The sequence below is a fragment of the Actinomadura formosensis NBRC 14204 genome (genome assembly GCF_001552155.1).
In the GTDB taxonomy this organism is placed as follows: domain Bacteria; phylum Actinomycetota; class Actinomycetes; order Streptosporangiales; family Streptosporangiaceae; genus Spirillospora; species Spirillospora formosensis.
Genome location: NZ_BCQQ01000123.1, coordinates 1 through 21,395, shown reverse-complemented (window position 1 = coordinate 21,395; position 21,395 = coordinate 1). Strand labels below are relative to the sequence as shown.

Below are 21,395 nucleotides of genomic sequence, written 5' to 3'. Positions count from 1 at the left end.
CCCGCCGGCTCGCGGCGCGGCCGCGCCGGGGCCGCTGGGCGTGCAGCGAGCGCAGCAGGTCGCCGGTGCCGGCGAAGTCCTGCCAGCGGGCGAGGACCTCGCCGCGCAGCAGGGAGCCGTTGCGGGTGGCCTCGTCCAGTTCGGCGAGGGCGGTGCCGTATCCGGCCTCGACCTCGCGGGCCAGCTCGGCGCGCTGCTCGACCTGCGCCTCGACCTGCCGGGCGAGCTCGGGGACGCGGGTGCGGAGGCTGTCCAGGACGGCGGCGAGCGTGTCGCTGATGACGACCTCGCGGTCCTCGACGTCCTCGGCGACGCCGATCAGCCACTCGCGGATGTCCGCGACGGCCTCCTCGGGGAGCCGGCTGTTCTCGATACGGGTCTCGGGGATGGTGAAGCGCTGCGCGTCGCCGACCTCCTGCTCGTCCAGCATCTCCCCGAAGTGCTCGACGATCTCGGCCCCCGCGCCGTCCGGCACCCGGGACAGGACGACGCCGATCGTGGCGCCGTTCTCCTTGGCGCGCTGGAGCATCTGCCACACCTGCGCGTCGGCGTACCGGGCGGCGGTGGTGACGCACAGCCACAGGTCGGCGGCGGCCATCAGCTTGGTCGCGAACTCGTAGTGGTCTTCGAAGACGGAGTCGAAGTCGGGGCTGTCGAGGAGCGCGAGACCGGGCGGCAGGGCGTCGCTGCCGATGACGACCAGCTGGTCACCCGCGATGGCGTCGGGCGCGGGGCCCCGGACCCGTCCCATGCCGGGCAGCAGCGGCCCCTCCATGAACCACCGCGTGTGGTCGGGGTGGCAGACCAGGATCGGGCTGCTCGTGGTGGGCCGCAGCACGCCGGTGGCGCTCACCCGGGCGCCGACGAGCGTGTTGACCAGCGTGGACTTGCCGGCACCGGTCGATCCGCCGAGGACCACCAGCATGGGGGCGCCGGCGGCCTGGATGCGCGGGAGAACGTAGTCCGCCAGCTGGCCGCGCAGCTCGTCGCGGGCCTCGCGGGCCTGCTGGACGCCGGGAACGTCCAGCAGCAGGTCGAAGGAGCCGAGCTGCTCGCGCAGCGCGGTCAGGGCCCGGATCAGCTCGGCCTTGCGGACGGTGCCGCCGCCGGCCGCGCCGCCGCCGCGGGGGGCGCGGCGCCGGCCGCCCTTGGTCCTGCCGGGCTCGGCGGCCTGCTCGGGAGCATCTTCCCGGGGCGTCTCAGGGGAGTCTTTCTCGGACACGGCGTCCTTCTCGGGCACGGCATCCCGGCCGGGCGCCGCGGAGTCCTCGACCCCGCGTTCCGGGCCGGCGGCCTCCTCATCGTGGACCGCGCTTCGCTCTGCCGGGGGTGTCACGGATCCCGTCCCATGTCCGCTCGAATCATGTCGATCTCTCGTGCCACATTGACGACGTCGCCCACGACCACGATCGCCGGGGGCCGGACCTCACCGGCGGCCATCTCACCCGCTACTGTGCCCAGCGTCGCCGTCAGCGTCCGCTGGCCGGGCAGGGTGCCGTCCTGGATCACGGCCACCGGCGTGTCGGACGACCGACCATAGCGCATGAGGGCCGATGCGATGAGTGCCATCCGTTCCACCGCCATGAGCAGGACGAGCGTGCCGTTCGCGCGGCCCAGCACCGCCCAGTCGACGGTCGAGTCGGGATGGTCCGGCGGGACGTGCGCGGAGACGACGTGGAACTCCTGTGACACGCCCCGGTGGGTGACCGGGATGCCGGCGGCGGACGGCACGGCGACCGCGCTGGTGATGCCGGGGACGACCGTGACCGGCACGCCGTGGCGGGCGCAGTACAGCGCCTCCTCGCCGCCGCGGCCGAACACGAACGGGTCGCCGCCCTTGAGCCGGACGACGAAGCGGCCCCGCCGGGCGTGCTCGACGAGGCAGGCGTTGATGTGGTCCTGGGCGACGGTCCGCCCGTAGGGGATCTTGGCGGCGTCGATCACCTCGACGTCGGCGGCCAGCTCGTCCAGCAGGCCGCCGGGAGCGAGCCGGTCGGTGACCACGACATCGGCCATGGCGAGCAGCTGCCGCCCGCGCACGGTGATCAGGCCGGGGTCGCCGGGGCCGCCGCCGACGAGCGCGACACCGGCGGGCTTGCGCCGGGAGTGCCGGGATTCGAGCGCGCCGTCGCGCAGCCCCTCCACGACGGCGTCCCGGATGCCGGCGGCCCGGCGGGGATCGCCGCCGAGCAGGACCCCGACGGTCGCATCGCCCGCGTGCCCGCTCGCCGGCGTCCAGGCCGGGGACGACTCGGCGTCGTCGGCCCGCACGGACCAGATCCGCGCGGCGTCGGCCTCCGCCACCACGTCCCCGTTCACCTTGGCGTCGTCGGTGACGGCCTGCACCAGCCAGGCGCCCGCGCAGTCGCCGGGCTCGAAGGGGCGCCGGTGCCAGGTGATCCGGCCGCGTTCGGCGAGGCCCTCCAGGGTGGCGGTGACGTGCGGCGAGACGACGACGACGTCGGCGCCCGCGTCCAGCAGCGCGGGCACGCGGCGCTGGGCGACCCGGCCCCCGCCGACGACGAGGACGCGTCGCCCGCCGAGTCGCAGGCCTAGCAGGTACGGGGGCACGTGGTGGTTCTCTCGATCGGGTGACTGGTGGGGGACGCGCGGGCTGTTCGCTTGCGGACGGCTTGCGGACGACGGTGACCGGCAAGTTTCTTTGTGGAACAAAGGTACTCGGGTTGCGGAGTCCATGGAGAGGGGCCGCGCCCAGTCGATAGCCGAGCGTGACTCAACCCGTGATCACGTCGTTACGGCCGCCCGGCGTCCTTCTCGCTGACGCCCGCCGAGTCGAACGTGGCGACCTCGTGCAGGACCCGTACCGCACCCTGGACCAGCGGCAACGCCAGCAGCGCGCCGGTCCCCTCGCCGAGCCGGAGCTCCAGGTCGACGAGTGGGCGCAGGCCGAGGGCCTCGATGGCGGCGGTGTGGCCCGGCTCGGCCGAGCGGTGCCCGGCGACGCACCCGCCGAGGGCGTCCGGGGCCAGCGCGGCGGCCACCAGGGCGCCGGCGCCGGCGATCACCCCGTCCAGCACGACCGGGACGCGCAGCGCCGCCGCGCCGAGGACGAATCCGGCGATCGCGGCGTGCTCCAGCCCGCCGACCGCCGCGAGGACCTCCATGGGCTCCTTGCCGTGCCCCGGGAGGAGGCCGTGCCGGGTCAGGGCCTCGCGGACGACCTCGACCTTGTGGGCGTGGGTGGCGTCGTCGATGCCGGTCCCGCGGCCCGTGACACGTTCCGCCGGCAGGCCGGTGAAGGCGGCGATCAGCGCGGCGGACGCGGTGGTGTTGGCGATCCCCATGTCACCTGTGATCAGGCAGCGCGCGCCTTCGGCGCTGTTCGAGGGGGGACCCCCCACTCCCCCGGCCTCAGCGGGGGCGCCTTTTGTGACCAGCTCACGGGCCACCCGGATACCGGCCTCGACGGCGCGGCGGGCCTCGTCCGCGGTCATCGCGGGGCCCCGCGTCATGTCGGCGGTGCCGGGCGCGATCTTGCGCCGGAGCAGGCCGGGGGCGGCGTCCAGGTCGGTGGCGATGCCGACGTCGACCACGGTGACCCCGGCGCCGACCTGGGCGGCGAACGCGTTGACCACGGCGCCGCCGGCCAGGAAGTTCGCCACCATCTGGGCGGTGACCTCCTGCGGCCATGGGGTGACGCCCCGGGCGTGGACACCGTGGTCGGCGGCGAACACGGCGACGGCGGCGGGCTCGGGCAGCGGCGGCGGGCACTGCCCGGCCAGCCCGGCGAGCCGCACCGGCACCTCTTCCAGGACGCCGAGCGACCCGGGCGGCTTGGTGAGCCGGGACTGGTGGTCGCGGGCGTCCCGCATGGCCGCCTCGTTCAGCGGGCCGATGGCGGCGATGGTCTCCTCGATCAGGTTCACAGGGTCCTCTCCGAAGTTCATATGCCGAGGGTCATATGCCGAGCTCACCGAGCACTTCCAGCAGCCGGTCGTTGGACTGGCGGTCGCGCACGGCGATCCGCAGCCAGTCGGAACCGAGTCCTGGGAACGTGTCGCCGCGCCTCACGGCGTAACCACGCTGCCTTAGCAGGGCCCTGATGCCGAGAGCGTCCGGCACGCACAGGCACAGGAAGGATGCTCGTGCCTCCGGGACGACATAGAGGCCGCGTGCGGTCAGTTCCGCGGCCAACCGGTCGCGTTCGGCGCCGAGTTCGACGGCCCACGCCTCCGCTTCGGCGACGGCCTCCGGCGTGGAGCACGCTTCGACGGCGACGAGCGCGGGGGTGGACACCGCCCAGAGCGGCTGCGCTTCTGTGAGCCGTCCCACCAGATGAGGATCGGCCAGGACGTACCCGGCGCGGAGCCCAGCGAGGCCCCATGTCTTGGTCAGGGACCGGATGACCACGACCCCCGTCGGCAGCCGGCCGGCGAGGGACTCCGGTTCACCTGGGACGCAGTCCATGAACGCCTCGTCGACGACGACCGTCCGGCCTGGCTTGGCGAGGGCGGTGATGGCGCCGGACGGGTGCAGGACCGAGGTCGGGTTGGTCGGGTTGCCGACCACGACGAGGTCGGCGTCGTCCGGGACCAGGCCGGGGTCCAGGGTGAAGTCCTTGCTGAGGATGACCCGCTCCACCTCGTGCCCGGCGGCCCTCAGCGCGGCCTCGGGCTCGGTGAACTGCGGGTGGACGACCACCGCCCGGCGCGGCGTGAGGACCCGCGCGAGCAGCACGAACGCCTCCGCGGCACCGGCGGTGAGCAGTACCTCCTCGGCGGATCTGCCGTGCCGGCGCGCGACCGCCCGGCGGGCGGGACGCGGGTCGGGGTAGGCGGCGAGGCCCGCGACGGACGCCCTGATCCGCTCGGCCAGCCATTGCGGCGGCGTGCCCGTCCGGACGTTGACGGCGAAGTCGGCGAGCCCCTCGCCGACCTCCGCGTCTCCGTGATGACGCAGACCGGGGTTCATGCGCGTCCCACCTCGTAGTACAGCAGCGCGTTGACGGCCGCCGCGGCGACCGCGGACCCGCCCTTCTCCGAGACGTTGCTGAGCTGCGGCAGCCCGCTGGCGCGCAGCGCCTCCTTGGCCTCGCAGGCGCCGACGAAGCCCACCGGCATGCCGATGACCAGCGCCGGGTCCACCCGGCGGGCGATGATCTCGAAGATCGCCTCGGGCGCGGAGCCGACCACCCAGACCGCGCCCGGCCCGACCTCGGCGTACGACAGCCGGACGGCCGCGGCGGACCGGGCGATGCCGGCGGCGCGCGCCATCCGGGCGGCGGCCGGGTCGGCGGTGTGGCAGATCGTCTCCCGGGCGGTGATCCCGGCGGCGACCATGCCCTCGTCGGTGACGATCGGCGCCCCGTCGCGCAGCGCGGCCCAGCCCCGGGTGAGGGACTCCTCCGTGGTCAGCAGGTCCACCGCGTACTCCAGGTCGGCGGTGGCGTGGATCACCCGTTCGGTGACGGCCCGCCACAGCGGCGGCATCGGGGACAGGTCGACGCGGGACCGCAGGATCTCATACGACCGGACCTCGATCGGGTGGGGCTGACGGACGGTCAACTGCGCTCCTCCAGTGCACCGGATGCTTGTCCCGGACGGGGTACCAGGGTGTCACGCCTTGCGGGGAGGTATGTCCGCCTCGCCGGGCAGGGCGGGGATGGTCTCGATGGGACGATGCGTCCGGGACGGCCGCGCCGCGGCGCTCCGAGCGTCCCGGCTTCCCCAGACGACGATCACCGGGTCTCCGGGCGGTTCCGGCGGGTTCAGGCGCGTGGCCTGGAGCCGGACGGCATCGGGGAGGTAGCCCCGCTCGTTCAGGACGTCCAGGACCGCCTGAACGTCGCCGGGCGCCACGACGGCGACCATGCGGGCGGGTTTCAGGGCGGCGCAGACCCGGACCTTCTCCGCTCCGCCCTGCCCCAGGAACACGGCGTCGGGTCTGGGCAGGTGCTCGGCGGTGGACCGGACGTCCCCGGCCGCCAGCGCGACCTTGACCCCGTACAGGCGGACGTTCTCCCGAACACGCTCACACGTCGCGTAGTCGCGGTCGACGGCGACCACGGCGGCGCCGAAGCGCGCGCACTCGATGCCCACCGAGCCGTCGCCGGACTCCACGTCCCACACCATGTCGCCGATTCCGGGGCCGAGCTTGGCCAGCACAAAGGCCCGGACGTCAGGACGCAGGCCGGGGCCGTCACCGAAGGCGTCCTCCGGCAGCGCCCAACCGGCGGGGGCGCGCGGGGGCCCCGAACTCCAGCCCGCCTCCCCCAGCGCGCGACGATTGTCCAGGACGAGCACCACATCGGGGTTGTTCCAAGGACGAGTGGTCGCCTCCGCCGGACGGACGTAAACGACCCGCTCCCCAGGCCCGCCCAAGTTCTCGCAGACCACGAACGAGCGCGGAGTGACGGGGAACAGCGCGCGCGCCAGTTCTGCCGGCCCGGCGCCGGGCCCGGTCAGCACGGCCACCTTCGGATGAGCACGGCACGCGTTCACGGCCTGCCTCAGATGCCCGTCCCTGGCGGAGACGACCAGGGCGTCCTCCCAGGGCAGTCCCGCTTGGGCGAAAGCCCGCGCCACCTGGGGCGTGGCCGGGAAGGCTTCCGGCGCGTGCCCCTGTTCGAGGAGTTCGCGGACGACACCGAAGTAGCCCGGATCACCGTCCACGACGAGCACGACATCCTGCTCGACGACATCGACCCCTTGCAGCGCTTCTATGACGTCCGTGGTGGCCACCCGGCGAACATCCGGCGGTAGGGGCAGGCCGTCCAGCAGGCCAGGTTCACCCACCACCAGGTCAGCGCTCTCCACAGCCGCCTGGGCCGCCTGAGAGAGCGGCGAACCATCGCGGCCGACGACCGTAAGCATCGTCCTGCCCGCCCATCATCTACCGGGCCATGCGCCCGTACATGCCGACCATGCGCTCGCCCGACGCGTCCACCAGAACGACCTGGGCGGCGACCGGGCTGTGCGGCACGCCGGCCGCCTCGGCGGTGAGGCGCTCCAGCGCTCCGGCCGTCCGGCGGCACAGTTCCCGTCCGCACGGCCCGAGCCTGCCCGCGCCCTCCCACAGCCTGTAGGCGTCCTGGACCGACGCGGCCCGCGCCACCGCACCGGCCAGCGCGACCCCGCAGTCCATGTCGAGCGTGATCGACTCCAGCAGGCCCGCCGCGCCGCCCAGCACCGCGACCAGGTCGTCCATGCCGGCGACCAGGACGACCTGCGTGAGCCCGTCCTTGGCCGCGTTCCCGGCCGCCGCACGCACGCGCTCCGCGCCGGCCGGGACGAAACACGCCTCCGGCAACTTCGGCAGCATCCGGCGGGCGGTCTCGCGCGCGCCCTCCCCGTACAGAACGAGCGTCCGGTCCGTGGCGGTCACTGGTGCCCTTCCCCCTCTTCGTCGGCGACGAGCCTCGCGGAGGCGCCGTCCGGGCGCGGACGCGGCACGCCGCGGCACGGCGGATCGGACGCGATCCGGCTGAAAACGATCATGTCGCGGCTGATGCCGTCCGCGTCGCGTTCGGCACCGCGGGCGACCCCCTCACGCAGGTAGCCCGCCTTCTCGGCGACGCGGATGGAGGCGTGGTTGGTGACCATCGCGCGGAGTTCGATGCGGAACAGCCCGCAGTTGTGCAGCGCCCAGTCGGAGACCAGTGAGAGCGCCTCAGTGGCGTAGCCGCGCCCGCGCGCGCTTGGCCGCATCCCGTAGCCGACCTCTGACGTCAGATGCGTCCAGTCCACCTTGAACAGCCCAATGGTGCCGACGAGGTCGCCTGTGTAGCGCTCTGTCACGGCCAAGTGGATGCCCATTCCGAACTGCTGAACCTTGTGGACGCCCTCCCGCAGGAACCATGCGATGGGCTCGGCCTCAAGGACGGCCGGGAAGTTGGGCGGCAGGAAGTCCTCCTTGGCACGGATGACCTCGATCAGCGCGGCGGCGTCGTCCAGGCCGAACGGGCGGAGGACGAGCCGGCCGCCCACCAGGCGCACGGTCCCCTCGAAGGCGTTCACGCGCGCTCCCCCTCCACCTCGCCCGCGCCGCGCGGGCCGCCCGCACAGAATAGGCCGTCGAGGTGAGCCACCTGCGCCCGTCCCCGGGGGACGGCGCTATGCGGGCCCCGCCGCCGGGCGAGCGGCGCCGGGGACGGCGAACCAGACGGCCTTGCCGCGGACGGGCGGGCCGAGCCGGGACAGCGTGCGCCGCAGCCCCCAGCGTCCCCCGGACAGTTCCCGGACGATGCTCAGCCCGCGCCCGCAGTCGCCGGACGTCCACGAGTAGCCGGGCAGCGCGGCGTCGGCGAGCGCGTCGAAGACCGCGCAGCGGACCTCCCGGGTCTCCCCTTCGTCCAGGTAGAGCCACAGTTCGTGGGGGCCGTGCGCGCCCGCGTGCTGGTGCGCGTTCGTCGCCAGCTCGCTCACCATGAGCTGCGCGTCGGCGATCGCGTCCGGCGGCACGTCCAGCGAGGCGAGCGCGTCATGCAGGACGCGCCGGGCGTGGCCCGCGCAGCCGGGGCCGCCCGGCAGCGCCCACGCCCATCCGGGCCCGCGGCCGGCCGGAGCCTCCGCGCGGGTCCCCGCCGCCTCGGCCGCGGACGCCGCGTCCGCCATGGTCCTCACGTCGGTCTCGGTGGTCGCGTCGGCATGGGTGTCCGCCGTAAAGTCGGCCGGCGTACTTTTCACGGGTCCTCCCGCGGTCTACGTGCCCGGTGCGCGACCGCCCGCTGTCACTGTGCGTCCTCAGCCGGTCACTCGTTCCAGACTCTCGTGAGATTCTCACGATCGCAACCATCTCCGTGGAATTCCCCCGTCCTACCTGCCGTGTTTCCCAATCGCGTTGTGACGCGGGTCAAGAGTCGTAAGACTCCACTGCCATGACCTACCGCCCCACCGTCCGCGGTCGCCGCCTCGCGCGGGAGCTTCGCAAGCTGCGCGAGGAGCAGGGCCTGACCCTGCAGGAGGTGGCGGACCGGCTGGACTGGTCGCGAGCCACCGTCTCCCGCCTAGAGACCAGCCAGACCCGCCCGAAGCCCGGCGACATCGCCGACATCCTCGACCTCTACGGAGTCCCGAGCCCGGATCGCGACGCGCTCATCACCCTCGCCCGACAGGCCGGCCAGCGCGGCTGGTGGACGGCCTACCAGGACGTCTTCGCCGGCAGCTACGTCGCGTTGGAGGACGAGGCGTCCCATATCCGGACCTGGGACCCGCAACTCGTCCACGGGCTGCTGCAGACCGAGCCGTACTCCCGCGCCGTGATCACGGCGGGCCGGCTGCTGCCCGCCCAGGAGGACATCGAGCGCCGCATCGCCGCCCGCAAGATCAGGCAGTCGCTGCTGGACCGCGCCGACGCGCCGCGGCTGCACGTCATCTTCGACGAGGCGGTGCTGCACCGCCCGATCGGCGGCGAGAAGGTGATGCGCGGCCAGCTGGACGCCCTCGCAACCGCCGCGAAAACCCACCCAACCGTGATGATTAAGGTACTTCCGTATACGGCTGGGGAGCATGCGGGCCTAGACGGACGTTTCACCATCCTGTCGTATCCGGACCCCGCAGACCCCGATATCGCCTACGTAGAGGGCACCATGGGTGACGTTTACCTTGAGAGTGCCGAGGCAATAGCAAAACATAGGGACCGCTTCGATCGGATCGAGGCGGCAGCCCTGTCCGTCGAGGAATCCGCGCACCTCATAGCCGAGGTAGCAAGGAGTAGCCCGTGACCAACCTGCAGCGCGCCCTCACCGGCGCCGTCTGGCGCAAGTCGTCCCACAGCGGAAGCGGCGACCAGTGCGTCGAGGTGGCGCCACTGTCCCACCATCTTCGCGCGGTGCGCGATTCCAAGGACCCAGGCGGCCCGGCCCTGGTGCTGACGCCGTCCGCATGGCGGGGCCTGCTGGACGCGATCAAGGAAAGCTAGCAATCGGCCGGGGGCCGCGGCGAGCCACGCCGCGGCCCCTCACCGTGTCCCCTTCCAGAAAAATAGAACGTGTTCTAGTATCGCCGTGCGTCGACGACCGGAGGGTGGACCGTGACCGCGGAACTGAAGCTCGGCATCAATGTCGGCTACTGGCAGCGCGACCCCGACGACCAGACCGAGACGGTGCTGGCCGCCGAGCGCTGCGGCTACGACTCGGTGTTCACCGCCGAGGCGTACGGCTCGGACGCGTTCACCCCGCTGACCTGGTACGCGGCCCGCACGTCCCGGATCAAGCTGGGTACCGCGGTCGTCCAGATGTCGGCGCGGACCCCGGCGGCCACCGCGATGCACGCGCTCACCCTGGACGCGCTGTCGGGCGGGCGGATGATCCTCGGTCTCGGGGCGTCCGGCCCGCAGGTGGTGGAGGGCTGGTACGGGCAGCCGTTCCCCAAGCCGCTCGCCCGCACCCGCGAGTACCTCGACATCGTCCGGCAGGTGTGGCGGCGGGAGGCCCCGGTGACCAGCGCCGGGCCGCACTATCCACTCCCCCGTCCCGGCGGCGCCGGGCTCGGCAAGCCGCTGAAGTCGATCGTCCATCCCCTCCGGCCGGAGATCCCCGTCTACCTGGGCGCCGAGGGCCCGAAGAACGTCGCGCTGTCCGCCGAGGTCGCGCAGGGCTGGCTGCCGCTGTTCGTCGACCCGTCCCAGATCGAGCCGGTGTTCGGCGAATCCCTCCGGAACCGGCCGGACGGCTTCGAGATCGCCGCGACCGTCACCACCATCGTCACCGACGACCTCGACTCGGCACTGGCGTTCGCCAAGATCCCGCTCGCGTTCTACATCGGCGGGATGGGCGCCCGGGAGCGCAACTTCCATCTCGACCTGATCGGCCGGCTCGGCTACGCCGAACAGGCCGAACGCGTCCAGGAGCTGTTCCTGGACGGCCGCCGCGACGAGGCGGTCAGGGCCGTCCCGGACGAGCTGGCCGACGCGATCTCCCTCCTCGGCCCGCTCGGCCGCATCAAGGAGCGCCTCCAACTCTGGCGCGACAGCCCGGTGACGACCCTCCTGATCGCCGGTGTGAGGGACGAGCCGACCCTGCGCGCCCTCAAGGACCTGGCCGACTCCTGACGCGCGCCGGGGCCGGGCGAGGTGAACCCCCGGTCAGGCGCGGCAGAGGATTTCGCCGTGGGTCACCGAGTACCAGCCGTCCTCGGCGGCGGCCCACCGCTTCCAGCCTTCGTAGATGTGCTGGAGTTCCGCACGGGTCGCGTGGCCGCCGGCGATGGCGTGGTCGGCGACGGATGATCTGAGCAGGCGGCCGCCCCAGGATTCGCTCCACCATTCGCGTTCCTCGGGGGTGGCGTAGCACCAGGCGGAGGCGGACGCGGCGATGTCGGTGAAGCCGGCGGCGCGGGCCCAGGAGACCAGGCGGCGGCCGGCCTCGGGCTCGCCGCCGTTACCGCGGGCCACCTTGTAGTAGATCGGCAGCCAGGAGTCCATGCCGGGCGGGTTCGGGTGCCAGATCATGGCGCCGAAGTCGACCTCGCGCACGGCGACGACGCCGCCGGGCCTGGTGACGCGGCGCATCTCACGCAGGGCCTGGACAGGGTCGGGGACATGCTGCAGGACCTGGTGGGCGTGGACGATGTCGAAAGCGCCCTCCGGAAAGTCCAGGGCGTGGACGTCCGCCACCGCGAACTCGACGTTGTCCAAGGTCGCGGTGTTCTTGCGGGCCTCGTCCAGGACGCTCTCCGCGGAGTCGGCGGCGACGACGCGGCCCGGTGCGACACGTGCGGCCAGGCCGGCGGTGATCGTGCCGGGGCCGCAGCCGACGTCCAAGACGCTGTGCCCTGGGCGCAGGTGCTCGATCAGGTAGGCGGCGGAGTTCTCCACCGTCCGCCACTGGTGCGCGCTCAGGACGGTCTTGTGGTGGCCATGGATGTAGGGCGACATGGCCACCACGGTACGAGCCTTCTCGCAATTTGAGAAGGATGTATCAATATATGAGATGTATGGACGCGAAAAAGGGGATCGAGATGGCTCGATCCCCTGTTCGGTGTTCGGGTCAGGCCGCGACGGCGACGTGGCTGGCGGGGCGAGGCCGCGAACGGACGGGCCGCGGGACGGGCAGGGCCTCGACCGGGGCCAGCGGCGGCGTGGGCTCGGCATAGGCGTTCAGCGACGCGTGGGAAAGTTCGGTGAGCCACGGCTCCACCACGGTCCGCTCAGCGGGCCCGTCCAGCCGTGGGCGGGAGAGATGGAACGTGTCGGTCACTGCGCTCATGCCAACACCCCTTCCTTGAACCCCGGTGGGCCGCTCCAGTGCGGGTACCACCGGTATGCCACATACCCTAAGTACGTGATTACAAGCCACTTGGTTCGACGCGTGTTCCCAGGTGTCTCCTAAATCACGTGGTCAACGCTACGCCGCACCTCTGACATTTTCGAACGTTCATTCGGCTCAGTCGGGGCGCGGGGCCGGGTCGAGGGTGACCGCGCGGAGCAGCGGACGGCTCAGCGCGCTCGCCCCGAGGACGCCGCCGAAGCCCAGCACGGCGAACGCGGCGAGCCCCACCAGCCCGGAGAAGCCGAAGCCCCGCGCGAACGGCAGCCCGAAGAACAGGCCCGTGAGGAGGGAGCCGCCGCCCATGACGACGAGCGGGATCAGCGTCTCCTGGCGTCTCGCCCGGTCCAGGACGAACAGCGGGGTGCCCGCCAGGCGCAGCATCGCGTAGGCCTGCCGGCGGTCCAGGACGGCGGACGCCCCCGTGATGCCCGCGCTGGTGATGGCGATCAGGAACGAGACGACGAGCACGGTGAGCGCGCCCGTCCGCAGGTCGGCGAGCAGCCGGTCGCCCGGCACGCCGTCGTCCGCGGGGGTGGTGGCGACCTTGCCGGGGACGAGGCCGGTCAGCGCCGTGCGGGCCCGGTCGACGGCGGCCGTCCCCCCGGGGACGGTGATCGTCACGACACCCGTCGTGGTGACGGGGCTGTGCGCGGCCGGCGGGTCGTCCTTCGTCTCGATCTTCCGCACCGAGACGGCGGCGGCCAGGCCGGTGAGGCGTTCGCTCGCCTGGTCCGCGACGGTCGCGGAGTTCACGTACGGGACGTCCACCCGCAGTTCGTCCGAGCGGCCGGACACGCCCGGCGGCGCGTTCAGCAGGGCGAGGAAACCGGCGATGAACCCGGTGAGCGCGACGCCGGCGACCGTCCGCCAGGCCGAGCGCGGGTCGTCCACGAGCCGGCGCCCGGCGAGCAGCCGGGCCGGGCGGCGTGCCATGCCGACGGTGAGGCGGCCGATCAGCGACACCGCGAACGGGCCGGCGAAGTTGATCGCGAGGAAGGCCGACACGAGGAAGACCATCAGCACGATCATTCCCGCCCGGCCCATGTCGATCAGCCCGCCGCCGGCCACGGCGAACGCGACCACGACGGCGAGCAGCACCACGATCCGGACGGCCCGCAGGCCCGGCGGGGTCTCCCGGCGCGCCACGCCGAGCGGGCTGACGACGATACGGCGCAGGCCGATCACGGCGCTGACGCCGACGAGGACGGGCACCGCGGCGAGGACGGCGGCGGCGAGCGGCAGGCCGGGCCACAGGTCGGCGGCGAACCAGCCGCCGCCCGCGATCGTTATCCGGGTCAGCGCCGGGATCGCCGCCGTGTACAGCAGCAGCCCGGCGACCGCGCCCGCGACGGCGGTCAGCACCGCCTCGGCCGTGGTGATCGCGACGACCTGGCCGGGGGTGGCGCCGACCAGCCGGAGGGCGGCGAGCCGGGCGTCGCGCCGGGCCACGGTGAGGCGTGCCGCCGCGCCGCCGAACACCAGCAGCGGGACGACCATCAGCACCGAGGCCAGTCCGGCGAGGAGCAGGTAGATGTCCGCGGCCCAGGAGGCGTCGGTCTCGAACCGGTCGATGCGGGACGGGGCGCCGGTCGTCCCCATGTGCTCGTTCTCGTCGCGGTGGGCGGTCATGGCGGGATCGTCCGCGGTCCGCCCGATCACGGCGACGAGTTCGCCGGGGTGGACGAGGGCGTCCCGGCCGAGCGTCCCGGCCGGGGGCGGGAACCGCCGGGCGAGCCGGTCGGCGGGCAGGTCCTTCATCAGGCGGGCCAGCGCGGGCGATGTCCAGGTCTCCCCCGGCCTCGGGAAACGCGGCATACCGGGAGGAACTGGAGCATCACCGTTGAGGGCCGCCAGCTCGACGATCGTGATCGGTTCGCCCCGGACGTAGTCGGTGGACAGCGCCTCAATCGCGGTGGGATTCGCGACCGATGCCCCTGGATGCCGCCAAGCGTCGGCATGGGCGCGCTGCAAGAACGCGTGGTCGGCGCCCACCGCGAACAGCAGCAGCCCCGTGGAGACGGCGACGGCGGCCAGGGTGAGGAGCGATCCCAGCATGCCGCGCCGACCCCCGCCGCGAAGCAGCCGCCAGGACAGCCCCAGTGCCGTGCGCATCAGGCCGCCCTTCCCAGCACGCGGCCGTCCCGGACCTCGATGATCCGGTCGCACCGGCCCGCCACGGACGGGTCATGGGTGACGACGATCAGCGAGGCTCCGTTGCGCCCGGTCGCGTCGGTGAGCAACCGCATCGTGTCGTGACCGGTCGCCTGGTCGAGCGCGCCGGTCGGCTCGTCGGCGAACACGACGGCGGGACCGGTGACGAGCGCGCGGGCGATCGCGACCCGCTGCGCCTGGCCGCCGGACAGCTCGCCCGGCCGCCGGAGCTCCATCCCGGCCAGGCCGAGCGGCGGGAACCACGTGCGCGCCGCGCGCACCGCATCCCGGCGGGCCGTGCCGTTCAGCATCAGCGGCAGCGCGACGTTCTCCACGGCGGGCAGTTCGGGGAGCAGCTGCCCGAACTGGAACACGAAGCCGAACCGGGTGCGGCGCAGCGCGCTGCGCCGCCGCTCGCCCAGCGTGTCGATCCGCTGGCCGAGCAGGTGCACCTCCCCCGTGTCCGGCTTCATGATCCCGGCGAGGCAGTGCAGCAGCGTCGACTTCCCCGAGCCGGACGGACCCATGATCGCGACGGCTTCGGCGCGGCCCACGGCCAGGTCGACACCGTCCAGCGCGACGGCCGTCCCGAACCGCTTCACCAGCCCGCGCCCGATGAGGACGCTCTCCATCATGTGCGGGGAGCCGTGCGGGGAACAGAGATCAGGTACATGCCCCCAGCCTGCGCCGGACGGCCGGCCGCCCACATCGGACACAGGTTCGGACGGGACCGGGCGGGATCGTCCGAATGGCCGATCCGCCGGTCGGCCAGGGGTCGTACGCTGCCTTGACGTGAGCGACATCGGGGCCCGGCTGGACCGCATCCACTCGGTGGGCGGCTGCGTGGTGCGCGCCGCGTACTCGGCGTTCGCGGCCCTGTACCTGCTGGTCAGCCTTGTCGCCGCCGCCCGGGCCACCTCCGGCGTCGCCGCCAACCTGTGGATGGTGCTCGTCGCCGCGGTCGCGAACATCGCCGCGGTGTCCGGACGCCTCGTCCCCTGGGCGGCCGCCGCCGGGACGCTGTCGGCGTTCACCACCCTGTACCTCGGGATGGCGGTCCGGCCGCACTTCAACGCCCCCAGCCTGTTCGCCGAGATCGGCGGCCTGCTGATCGTCATCGCGCGGGTGGTGTGGAAGGCGCGCCGCGAGCAGCTCGTCCCGCTCACGTTCCTGCTCGGCACGGCGGTCCTCGCGATACCGCTGCGCTGGGCCGTGTTCGGCGCGGTCCTGTACAGCGCGCCGCTCGGCATCACCGTGGCGATCGCCCTCGGCATCGGCCTCTACCTGCGGGCGCTGGACGCGCGGCGGTCCCGTTCGCTGGCGGCGGCGCGGCGGGACGAGCGGCTGGAGCTGGCCCGCGACCTGCACGACTTCGTCGCCCACCATGTGACGGGCATCGTCGTCCAGGCGCAGGCCGCCCGGTTCGCCGCCCAGGCGGGGGCGGGGCAGTCGCCGGAGCAGCTCGACACGATGTTCGGCGGGATCGAGAAGGCCGGCACCGAGGCGCTGACCTCGATGCGCCGCATGGTCGGCCTGCTGCGCGACGCCCAGAACGTCAACGCCCCGGACGGGGAGGCCGTCGCGGACGGCGGCGCCACGACCCGTCCCGTCGGGGACCTCGCGCAGCTGCGCGCCCTGGTCGAGGGGTTCGCCCATCCGCCGGCCGCGCTGACGCTCGCGCCCGGCCTCGGCCCGCTGCCGCCCGAGGTGGTGGCGTCGGCGCACCGCGTCGTGCAGGAGGCGCTGACCAACATCCGCAAGCACGCCGCCGACGCCGCGACCGTGCGGGTGACGCTCGCGCGGATCGGCGGCGACGTCGAGGTGGCGGTGCGCGACGACGGGCGGGGACGCGGCCGGCGGCTGCCGTCCGGCGGGTTCGGGCTCCCCGGGCTCGCCGAGCGGGTCGGCGCGCTCGGCGGGCGGCTGCGCGCCGGTCCGCGCCCGGAGGGCGGCTGGGAGGTCGTCGCGTGGTTGCCCGCCGGAGGGACGCCGGGCCGGGAATGCTGACAGAATCGCTCTCGTGGCCATCCGCGTACTTGTCGCCGACGACCAGGAGATGGTCCGGACCGGATTCCGGATGATCGTCGATTCACAGCCCGACATGGAGGTGGTCGGGGAGGCCGCCGACGGCGCCGAGGCCGTCGCGCTGGCCCGCCGGCTCCGTCCCGACGTGTGCCTGTTCGACATCCGGATGCCGAAGGCGGACGGGCTGGAGGCGACCCGCGCGCTGGCCGGCCCGGGCGTCCCCGACCCGCTCCGCATCGTGATCGTCACCACGTTCGACATGGACGAGTACGTGTACGGGGCGCTGCGCGGCGGCGCGGTCGGGTTCCTGCTGAAGGACAGCGGGCCCGCACTGCTGGTGGAGGCGGTCCGCGCGGCGGCGACCGGCGGGTCGCTGGTGTCGCCGTCCATCACCGTCCGGCTGCTGGAGCGGCTCGCGAGACCGCGGCCGGCGCCCGTGCCGCCGCGCGAGCCGCTCACCGACCGGGAGCTGGACGTGGTCAGGCTCGTCGCCCGCGGCCGGACGAACGAGGAGATCGCCGGGGAGCTGTTCGTGTCGCTCTCCACGGTCAAAACGCATCTCGGGAGCGTCCACCGCAAGCTGGGCACCCGGAACCGGGTGGAGACGGCCGCCTGGGCGTGGGAGTCGGGCCTCATGACCTGACCCGCGGCGAACGCACGGGAAGACGGGATACGGGGCACTCGGGGGAAGGAACACGGCACTGGCACCGGAGTCGCTGAACGGCATGCCCGTGACCGTCCTGGTCATCTGGGGTCTGTGCGGCATCGGCTGGGGCGTCGTCCTCCTGCGGCTGCGCAGCGGCCTGCACGGCCCGGCCCGCGGGTCCGCGCTGTTCGCGCACACCGCGACCCCGGTCGCCGTCGTCCTGTTCTTCTCGCTCATCGGGTTCGGTTCGCTGTACGCGACGATCGCGCTCACCGCGCAATGGTGGGCGCTGCTCGCGGTGACCGGTTTCCGCCCCGAGCGGCTGGTGGCCACGGGCGGCCTCGGCAGGCTCGCCGCCTGGGCGGCCGTCACCGCCGGCTTCGCCTGTTCGGCCGCGGAGTTCATGTTCCGCGTGTGACGATCGGTGGGCCCCGTCCGCGAACCCTCGTGAGGCCGCGGCAGTCAAACGTACGTAGTATCCGAAGCAGCTAGGCGCAAAGGCCGAGGGAGGCTGATCATGCCGTGTGCGTTGTGCGGCGACATCATCCCGACCGAGGTCGACCGGTGCCCGGCGTGCGGCGCGTGGGCGCGGCGCCGCGACTTCCGCGCGGTCGGCGTGGCCGTGTTCATGCTGCTCGGCTTCAACGCGTTCGTCGCCCTCGGTTCGGGGATCAGCCTGCTGAGGATCGCGCATCCGCTGCGCGGGGCGACGCACGACAGCTATGACGCGGTGACCACCGGCAAGGCCCTCGCCCCCTACACCGACGTGTTCACGATCGGGACGATCATGGCCACGGTCACCGGGCTGCTCTACCTGACCTGGCTGTGGCGCGCGTTCCGGCAGTCGCCCGGCCCGCACCGGCACCACCGCGCCTGGGTGCTGCTCGGCTGGTTCATGCCCGTCGTCAACCTGTGGCTGCCGCCGCGGATGGTGTACGAGGTGTGGGTCAACAGCGGCCGGTACCGGATGACCGAACGCCACGCCGCCGGGTTGGTCGTGGCGGGCTGGTGGGTGTGCGCCCTTCTCGGCCTGCTCCTCAGCCACATGTTCGCCCACGGCAGCGTCGACACCCTCGCCGACGCCCGCTTCGACGTCCACGTGGGCGTGGCGGCGGCCGCTCTCCAGGCCCTCGCCGCCGCCCTCTGCATGGCCACCGTCTTCCAGATCACCCGCCTCCAGCTCGGCCGCGAAGGTTAGGGGCGGGGCCGGAGCCGCGGCCCCGGGGACGCACGCGTCAGTCCCACATCCGGGAGAGCAGCCAGGCGCCCGAGGCCGCGTCATGGCGCAGTTCGTAGACGCCGATCTCGCTGTCCGGGGTCGCCTCGACCCGCCAGAACTCCCGCTCCCCGGCGGCCTCGCCGGCGGGCTGCTGCTCCCGCCACCAGTCACGGGTGGTGACCCAGTGCTCCAGCACCCTCCGGACGGCGTAGAGCCGGCCGCGCCAGACGAACCGGACCGGGCGGCCGTCGTTCGTCCAGACGTCCACCGGATCACCGAACACGCGTGTCATCCGCCTCACCCTCCCGCTCACCGCACGGGGGAAGGGCATGCGGCTTCGAACAAATGTTCGTATCAAAGTCTAGGGAAGCCGCCGCTCCGGGAGCAAGACGGGGGTCAGTCCAGCAGAGCCTTGATGCGGTCGGCGGCCAGGAGGAGGTCGGTCACGTCGGCCATGCCGCCGTTCGCCCACAGGTACGACCAGCCCTCGCCGGTCGGGGTCGCGACCACCATGAGGCGGCGGCGGGTCCGCGGGCCGTAGACGACCAGCAGGGCCTGGCCGGGCCCCGCGAATCTGCAGGGCAGGCCCCGGGCCTCGATCTCACGCGCGAGCGCCACGAGGTGACGCCGACGCACCTCGGCGATCTCTTGTCCACCGACTACAGACATCAGCCGCCTCACCGTGGTCCGAGCCGCCCCGATGACCTTGGGCGATCATCCGGCGACGAATGGTGACCGGTTCTCAGCATGACTCGAAAAACGCGGTTGTGCAGGGAGAATCCGCAGAGTGGGACGGCCGGTACGGAATTCTCACGATCCTGGTGCCCGGAATGAGAGTGAAGCGTGTTCTCCCGGTGCGCCAATTACCGTGGAAGGTGTCTTCCGGTGGCCGGAACCCGCCCTGCATGCGGAGGCTCCGTCCGTGATAGAAGCCTCTGTGAGCCGGGCGGCCCGTGCCCGTGTCAGGCGGATAGAAGGAGCGAGCCGATGAGCGCCGTCTCTGCCGGCGACCCGTCAGGCCCCACATCAGGCCGCACGTCAGGCCGCACGTCAGGCCGCGTCCCGGCGCCGGACCGCGCGCTGGCCGGGCTTCGCGAGCGCAAGAAGCAGCGGACCCGGCTCGCGCTCATCGACGCCGCCCTCGAACTGTTCCTCGCCAAGGGCTACGAGGCCACGACGATCGACGAGATCGTGGCGGCGGTGGAGGTGTCGCAACGGACGTTCTTCCGTTACTTCGCCACCAAGGAGGATGTGGTCACGAGTTTCCTGACCGAGCACGACCAGATCCTCGCGGACGCGCTGGCGGCCCGCCCGCCCGGGGAGCGGCCGTTCACCGCGCTGTTCGAGTCGATGCGCGTGGTGCTGCAGACCATCGCGGAGGGCGCCCCCGCGGACGGCGTCCGGTTCCGCCGCGTCCGCCAGGTGATCGAAAGGACGCCGTCGCTGATGGCGGCGCAGATGGCGCGGTACTCGGCGGCCGCGGAGGCGCTCGCCGCGCAGATCGCGCGGCGCGAGGGCGTCGACCTGGAGCACGACCTGCGACCGCGGATCGTCGTCGCGTTCTACCTGGCCGCGGTCAAGGTCGCGTTCGAGGACTGCGCCCGCCAGGACATCTGGGACGCCGGGACGGTCGCGGCCCGGGTGGAGGAGGCCGTCGCGCTCGTCGGCCGGACGATGCGCGACTGGGTTTGACCGCCGCGCGGGTGGAATAACCGCCGCCGGCCCCCGGTTTTTCGAGATCGTCATTTCCGAGCCGCAGGAGGACGACATGCGCGCGATCGTCATCACCGAACACGGCGGACCCGAGGTCCTGACGCCGGCGGACCGTCCCGACCCGGAGCCGGGCCCCGGCGAGGTGCTGATCGACGTGGCGGCGGCCGGCGTCAACTTCATCGATGTCTACTACCGGACGGGCGCCTACCCGCAGGAACTCCCGTACACGCCGGGCGTGGAGGCGGCGGGGACGGTCGCGGCGGTCGGCGGCGGCGTCCGCGAGTTCTCGGTCGGCGACCGCGTGGCCTGGGCCAACATCCAGGGCGGCTATGCGGAGAAGGCCGTCATCCCGGCGGACAAGGTCGTCCCCGTGCCGGGCGGCGTCGGGCTTGAGGACGCGGCGGCGTCGCTGCTGCAGGGCATGACCGCGCACTACCTGACCCGTTCGACCTATCCCGTCCAGGCGGGCGACACCGTCCTCGTGCACGCGGCGGCGGGCGGGATGGGCCTGCTGCTCACCCAGACGGCGAAGGCCCTCGGCGCCCGCGTCATCGGGACGGCGTCCACACCGGAGAAGGAGAAGCTCGCCAAGGACGCGGGCGCGGACGTCACGATGGGATACGACGGTTTCGCCGCCCGGGTCAGGGAGCTGACCGGCGGCGAGGGGGTCGCCGCCGTGTACGACGGTGTCGGGGCACCCACGTTCGACGGAAGCCTGGCGAGCCTGCGGCGGCGCGGCACGCTGGCGCTGTACGGGTCGGCGGGCGGCGCGGTGCCGCCGTTCGACCCGCAGCGGCTCAACAAGGCCGGTTCGGTCTACCTGACGCGGCCGTCCCTCGTCCACTTCGTCGAGAAGCGCGAAGAGCTGCTGGAGCGGGCCGCCGAGGTCTACGGCTGGATCGGATCCGGCGCGGTGAAGCTGCATGTCGGGCACCGCTACGACCTCGCCGACGCCCGCACCGCGCACGCCGATCTGGAGGCGCGGCGCAGCACCGGCAAGCTCCTGCTGATCCCCTGACCGGCCCACCGGGGCCCGCCCGCTCCCTTAGGCTGGACGGCAGAGACGATCTTCCAAGGAGTGCCGCCCCCCATGACGACGACCGCCGCCGGACCGCTCGAGCGCGACGAACCCCGCGTCCTCGGCCCCTACCGCCTGCTCGGGCGGCTCGGCCGCGGCGGCATGGGGACCGTCTACCTGGGCGCCGAGCCCGACGGGCGCCGGGTCGCGGTGAAGGTCGTCAACCGGGACCTCGCCGGGGAGCCCGCGTTCCTCGACCGGTTCCGCCGCGAGGTGACCGCCGCACGGCGCGTCCACCGGTTCTGCACCGCGCCCGTGATCGACGCCGAACTCGACCAGGACCCGCCCTACATCGTCACCGAGTACATCGACGGGCCGAGCGTGGAGCGTGCCG

Annotated in this window: 24 protein-coding genes and 1 pseudogene; 10 read left to right on the top strand and 15 right to left on the bottom strand. The window is 73.1% G+C overall.

Annotation, left to right across the window (positions count from 1 at the left end; translation table 11 throughout):
- The 9 genes from AF1_RS26065 to AF1_RS26025 all read right to left on the bottom strand — a co-directional run.
- Window positions 1-1,336, bottom strand: a 1,336-nt coding sequence (locus AF1_RS26065) for a dynamin family protein (protein ID WP_255218835.1), incomplete at its 3' end; no start/stop codon positions are given.
- Entirely contained in the window at window positions 1,333-2,571 is a 1,239-nt protein-coding gene (gene cobA, locus AF1_RS26060; protein ID WP_067804716.1) for a uroporphyrinogen-III C-methyltransferase, read from the bottom strand. The genes cobA and AF1_RS26065, both read right to left, overlap by 4 nt.
- 182 nt (window positions 2,572-2,753) lie before the next feature.
- Entirely contained in the window at window positions 2,754-3,908 is a 1,155-nt protein-coding gene (cobT, locus tag AF1_RS26055) for a nicotinate-nucleotide--dimethylbenzimidazole phosphoribosyltransferase (protein ID WP_242608676.1), read from the bottom strand.
- 10 nt (window positions 3,909-3,918) lie between these two features.
- Window positions 3,919-4,932 (bottom strand): Rv2231c family pyridoxal phosphate-dependent protein CobC, encoded by a 1,014-nt coding sequence (gene cobC, locus AF1_RS26050; protein WP_067804714.1) that lies wholly within the window; start codon window positions 4,930-4,932, stop codon window positions 3,919-3,921.
- Window positions 4,929-5,525 (bottom strand): precorrin-8X methylmutase, encoded by a 597-nt coding sequence (locus AF1_RS26045; RefSeq protein WP_067804712.1) that lies wholly within the window; start codon window positions 5,523-5,525, stop codon window positions 4,929-4,931. Before AF1_RS26045 ends, cobC begins: the two co-directional genes overlap by 4 nt.
- Before the next feature lie 51 nt (window positions 5,526-5,576).
- Window positions 5,577-6,833, bottom strand: a complete 1,257-nt coding sequence (locus tag AF1_RS26040) for a bifunctional cobalt-precorrin-7 (C(5))-methyltransferase/cobalt-precorrin-6B (C(15))-methyltransferase (RefSeq protein ID WP_067804710.1) — start codon at window positions 6,831-6,833, stop codon at window positions 5,577-5,579.
- A gap of 19 nt (window positions 6,834-6,852) precedes the next feature.
- Complete coding sequence (locus AF1_RS26035) at window positions 6,853-7,344, bottom strand: hypothetical protein (RefSeq protein WP_067804707.1); 492 nt, start codon at window positions 7,342-7,344, stop codon at window positions 6,853-6,855.
- Window positions 7,341-7,976 (bottom strand): GNAT family N-acetyltransferase, encoded by a 636-nt coding sequence (locus AF1_RS26030; protein ID WP_067804704.1) that lies wholly within the window; start codon window positions 7,974-7,976, stop codon window positions 7,341-7,343. Before AF1_RS26030 ends, AF1_RS26035 begins: the two co-directional genes overlap by 4 nt.
- A gap of 96 nt (window positions 7,977-8,072) precedes the next feature.
- Window positions 8,073-8,645 carry an ATP-binding protein gene (locus tag AF1_RS26025; protein WP_067804702.1) on the bottom strand — a complete coding sequence of 191 codons (573 nt, stop codon included), beginning with the start codon at window positions 8,643-8,645 and terminating at the stop codon, window positions 8,073-8,075.
- A gap of 191 nt (window positions 8,646-8,836) precedes the next feature.
- Between AF1_RS26025 and AF1_RS26020 the strand changes: the two genes are divergently transcribed.
- From AF1_RS26020 to AF1_RS26010, 3 genes are all read left to right on the top strand, one after another.
- Window positions 8,837-9,682 (top strand): helix-turn-helix domain-containing protein, encoded by an 846-nt coding sequence (locus tag AF1_RS26020; RefSeq protein WP_067804695.1) that lies wholly within the window; start codon window positions 8,837-8,839, stop codon window positions 9,680-9,682.
- Window positions 9,679-9,879 (top strand): DUF397 domain-containing protein, encoded by a 201-nt coding sequence (locus AF1_RS26015; RefSeq protein WP_067804692.1) that lies wholly within the window; start codon window positions 9,679-9,681, stop codon window positions 9,877-9,879. Before AF1_RS26020 ends, AF1_RS26015 begins: the two co-directional genes overlap by 4 nt.
- Window positions 9,880-9,990: 111 nt before the next feature.
- Complete coding sequence (locus AF1_RS26010) at window positions 9,991-11,010, top strand: LLM class F420-dependent oxidoreductase (RefSeq protein ID WP_067804689.1); 1,020 nt, start codon at window positions 9,991-9,993, stop codon at window positions 11,008-11,010.
- A 33-nt stretch (window positions 11,011-11,043) separates the two neighbouring features.
- Here the strand turns inward: AF1_RS26010 and AF1_RS26005 are convergent, their stop codons facing one another.
- The 4 genes from AF1_RS26005 to AF1_RS25990 all read right to left on the bottom strand — a co-directional run bounded on the left by AF1_RS26005 (window position 11,044) and on the right by AF1_RS25990 (window position 15,012).
- Complete coding sequence (locus AF1_RS26005; protein ID WP_067804722.1) at window positions 11,044-11,835, bottom strand: methyltransferase domain-containing protein; 792 nt, start codon at window positions 11,833-11,835, stop codon at window positions 11,044-11,046.
- 112 nt (window positions 11,836-11,947) lie between these two features.
- Complete coding sequence (locus tag AF1_RS26000; protein WP_131732455.1) at window positions 11,948-12,166, bottom strand: hypothetical protein; 219 nt, start codon at window positions 12,164-12,166, stop codon at window positions 11,948-11,950.
- A 177-nt stretch (window positions 12,167-12,343) separates the two neighbouring features.
- On the bottom strand, window positions 12,344-14,341 hold the full coding sequence (locus tag AF1_RS25995; RefSeq protein ID WP_067804683.1) for an ABC transporter permease: 1,998 nt from the start codon (window positions 14,339-14,341) through the stop codon (window positions 12,344-12,346).
- Window positions 14,341-15,012, bottom strand: coding sequence for an ABC transporter ATP-binding protein (locus AF1_RS25990; protein WP_067804719.1), 672 nt, complete (start codon window positions 15,010-15,012; stop codon window positions 14,341-14,343). Before AF1_RS25990 ends, AF1_RS25995 begins: the two co-directional genes overlap by 1 nt.
- 160 nt (window positions 15,013-15,172) lie before the next feature.
- Between AF1_RS25990 and AF1_RS25985 the strand changes: the two genes are divergently transcribed.
- The 4 genes from AF1_RS25985 (at window position 15,173) to AF1_RS25970 (ending at window position 18,249) form a co-directional block, all read left to right on the top strand.
- Window positions 15,173-16,387: a sensor histidine kinase gene (locus tag AF1_RS25985; protein ID WP_067804677.1), complete on the top strand. Its 1,215-nt coding sequence runs from the start codon at window positions 15,173-15,175 to the stop codon at window positions 16,385-16,387.
- A gap of 13 nt (window positions 16,388-16,400) precedes the next feature.
- Window positions 16,401-17,048: a response regulator gene (locus AF1_RS25980; RefSeq protein WP_084263347.1), complete on the top strand. Its 648-nt coding sequence runs from the start codon at window positions 16,401-16,403 to the stop codon at window positions 17,046-17,048.
- 82 nt (window positions 17,049-17,130) lie between these two features.
- A complete protein-coding gene (locus AF1_RS25975; protein ID WP_242608677.1) occupies window positions 17,131-17,469 on the top strand; it encodes a hypothetical protein in 339 nt (112 codons plus the stop codon).
- 99 nt (window positions 17,470-17,568) lie between these two features.
- Window positions 17,569-18,249, top strand: a complete 681-nt coding sequence (locus AF1_RS25970; protein ID WP_067804672.1) for a DUF4328 domain-containing protein — start codon at window positions 17,569-17,571, stop codon at window positions 18,247-18,249.
- 37 nt (window positions 18,250-18,286) lie between these two features.
- Here the strand turns inward: AF1_RS25970 and AF1_RS25965 are convergent, their stop codons facing one another.
- Together AF1_RS25965 and AF1_RS25960 are read right to left on the bottom strand one after the other, a co-directional pair.
- On the bottom strand, window positions 18,287-18,562 hold the full coding sequence (locus AF1_RS25965) for a DUF6504 family protein (protein ID WP_131732456.1): 276 nt from the start codon (window positions 18,560-18,562) through the stop codon (window positions 18,287-18,289).
- Window positions 18,563-18,666: 104 nt separating this feature from the next.
- Window positions 18,667-18,939, bottom strand: a complete 273-nt coding sequence (locus tag AF1_RS25960; protein ID WP_067804668.1) for a hypothetical protein — start codon at window positions 18,937-18,939, stop codon at window positions 18,667-18,669.
- A 318-nt stretch (window positions 18,940-19,257) separates the two neighbouring features.
- Here AF1_RS25960 and AF1_RS25955 point away from each other — a divergent pair, with 318 nt between their 5' ends.
- The 3 genes and pseudogenes from AF1_RS25955 to AF1_RS25945 all read left to right on the top strand — a co-directional run.
- Entirely contained in the window at window positions 19,258-19,962 is a 705-nt protein-coding gene (locus AF1_RS25955) for a TetR family transcriptional regulator (RefSeq protein WP_067804666.1), read from the top strand.
- Between the two features lie 76 nt (window positions 19,963-20,038).
- Window positions 20,039-21,001 (top strand): quinone oxidoreductase family protein, encoded by a 963-nt coding sequence (locus AF1_RS25950; protein WP_067804664.1) that lies wholly within the window; start codon window positions 20,039-20,041, stop codon window positions 20,999-21,001.
- Between the two features lie 72 nt (window positions 21,002-21,073).
- Window positions 21,074-21,395, top strand: a pseudogene (locus tag AF1_RS25945) (serine/threonine-protein kinase); the annotation flags it as partial.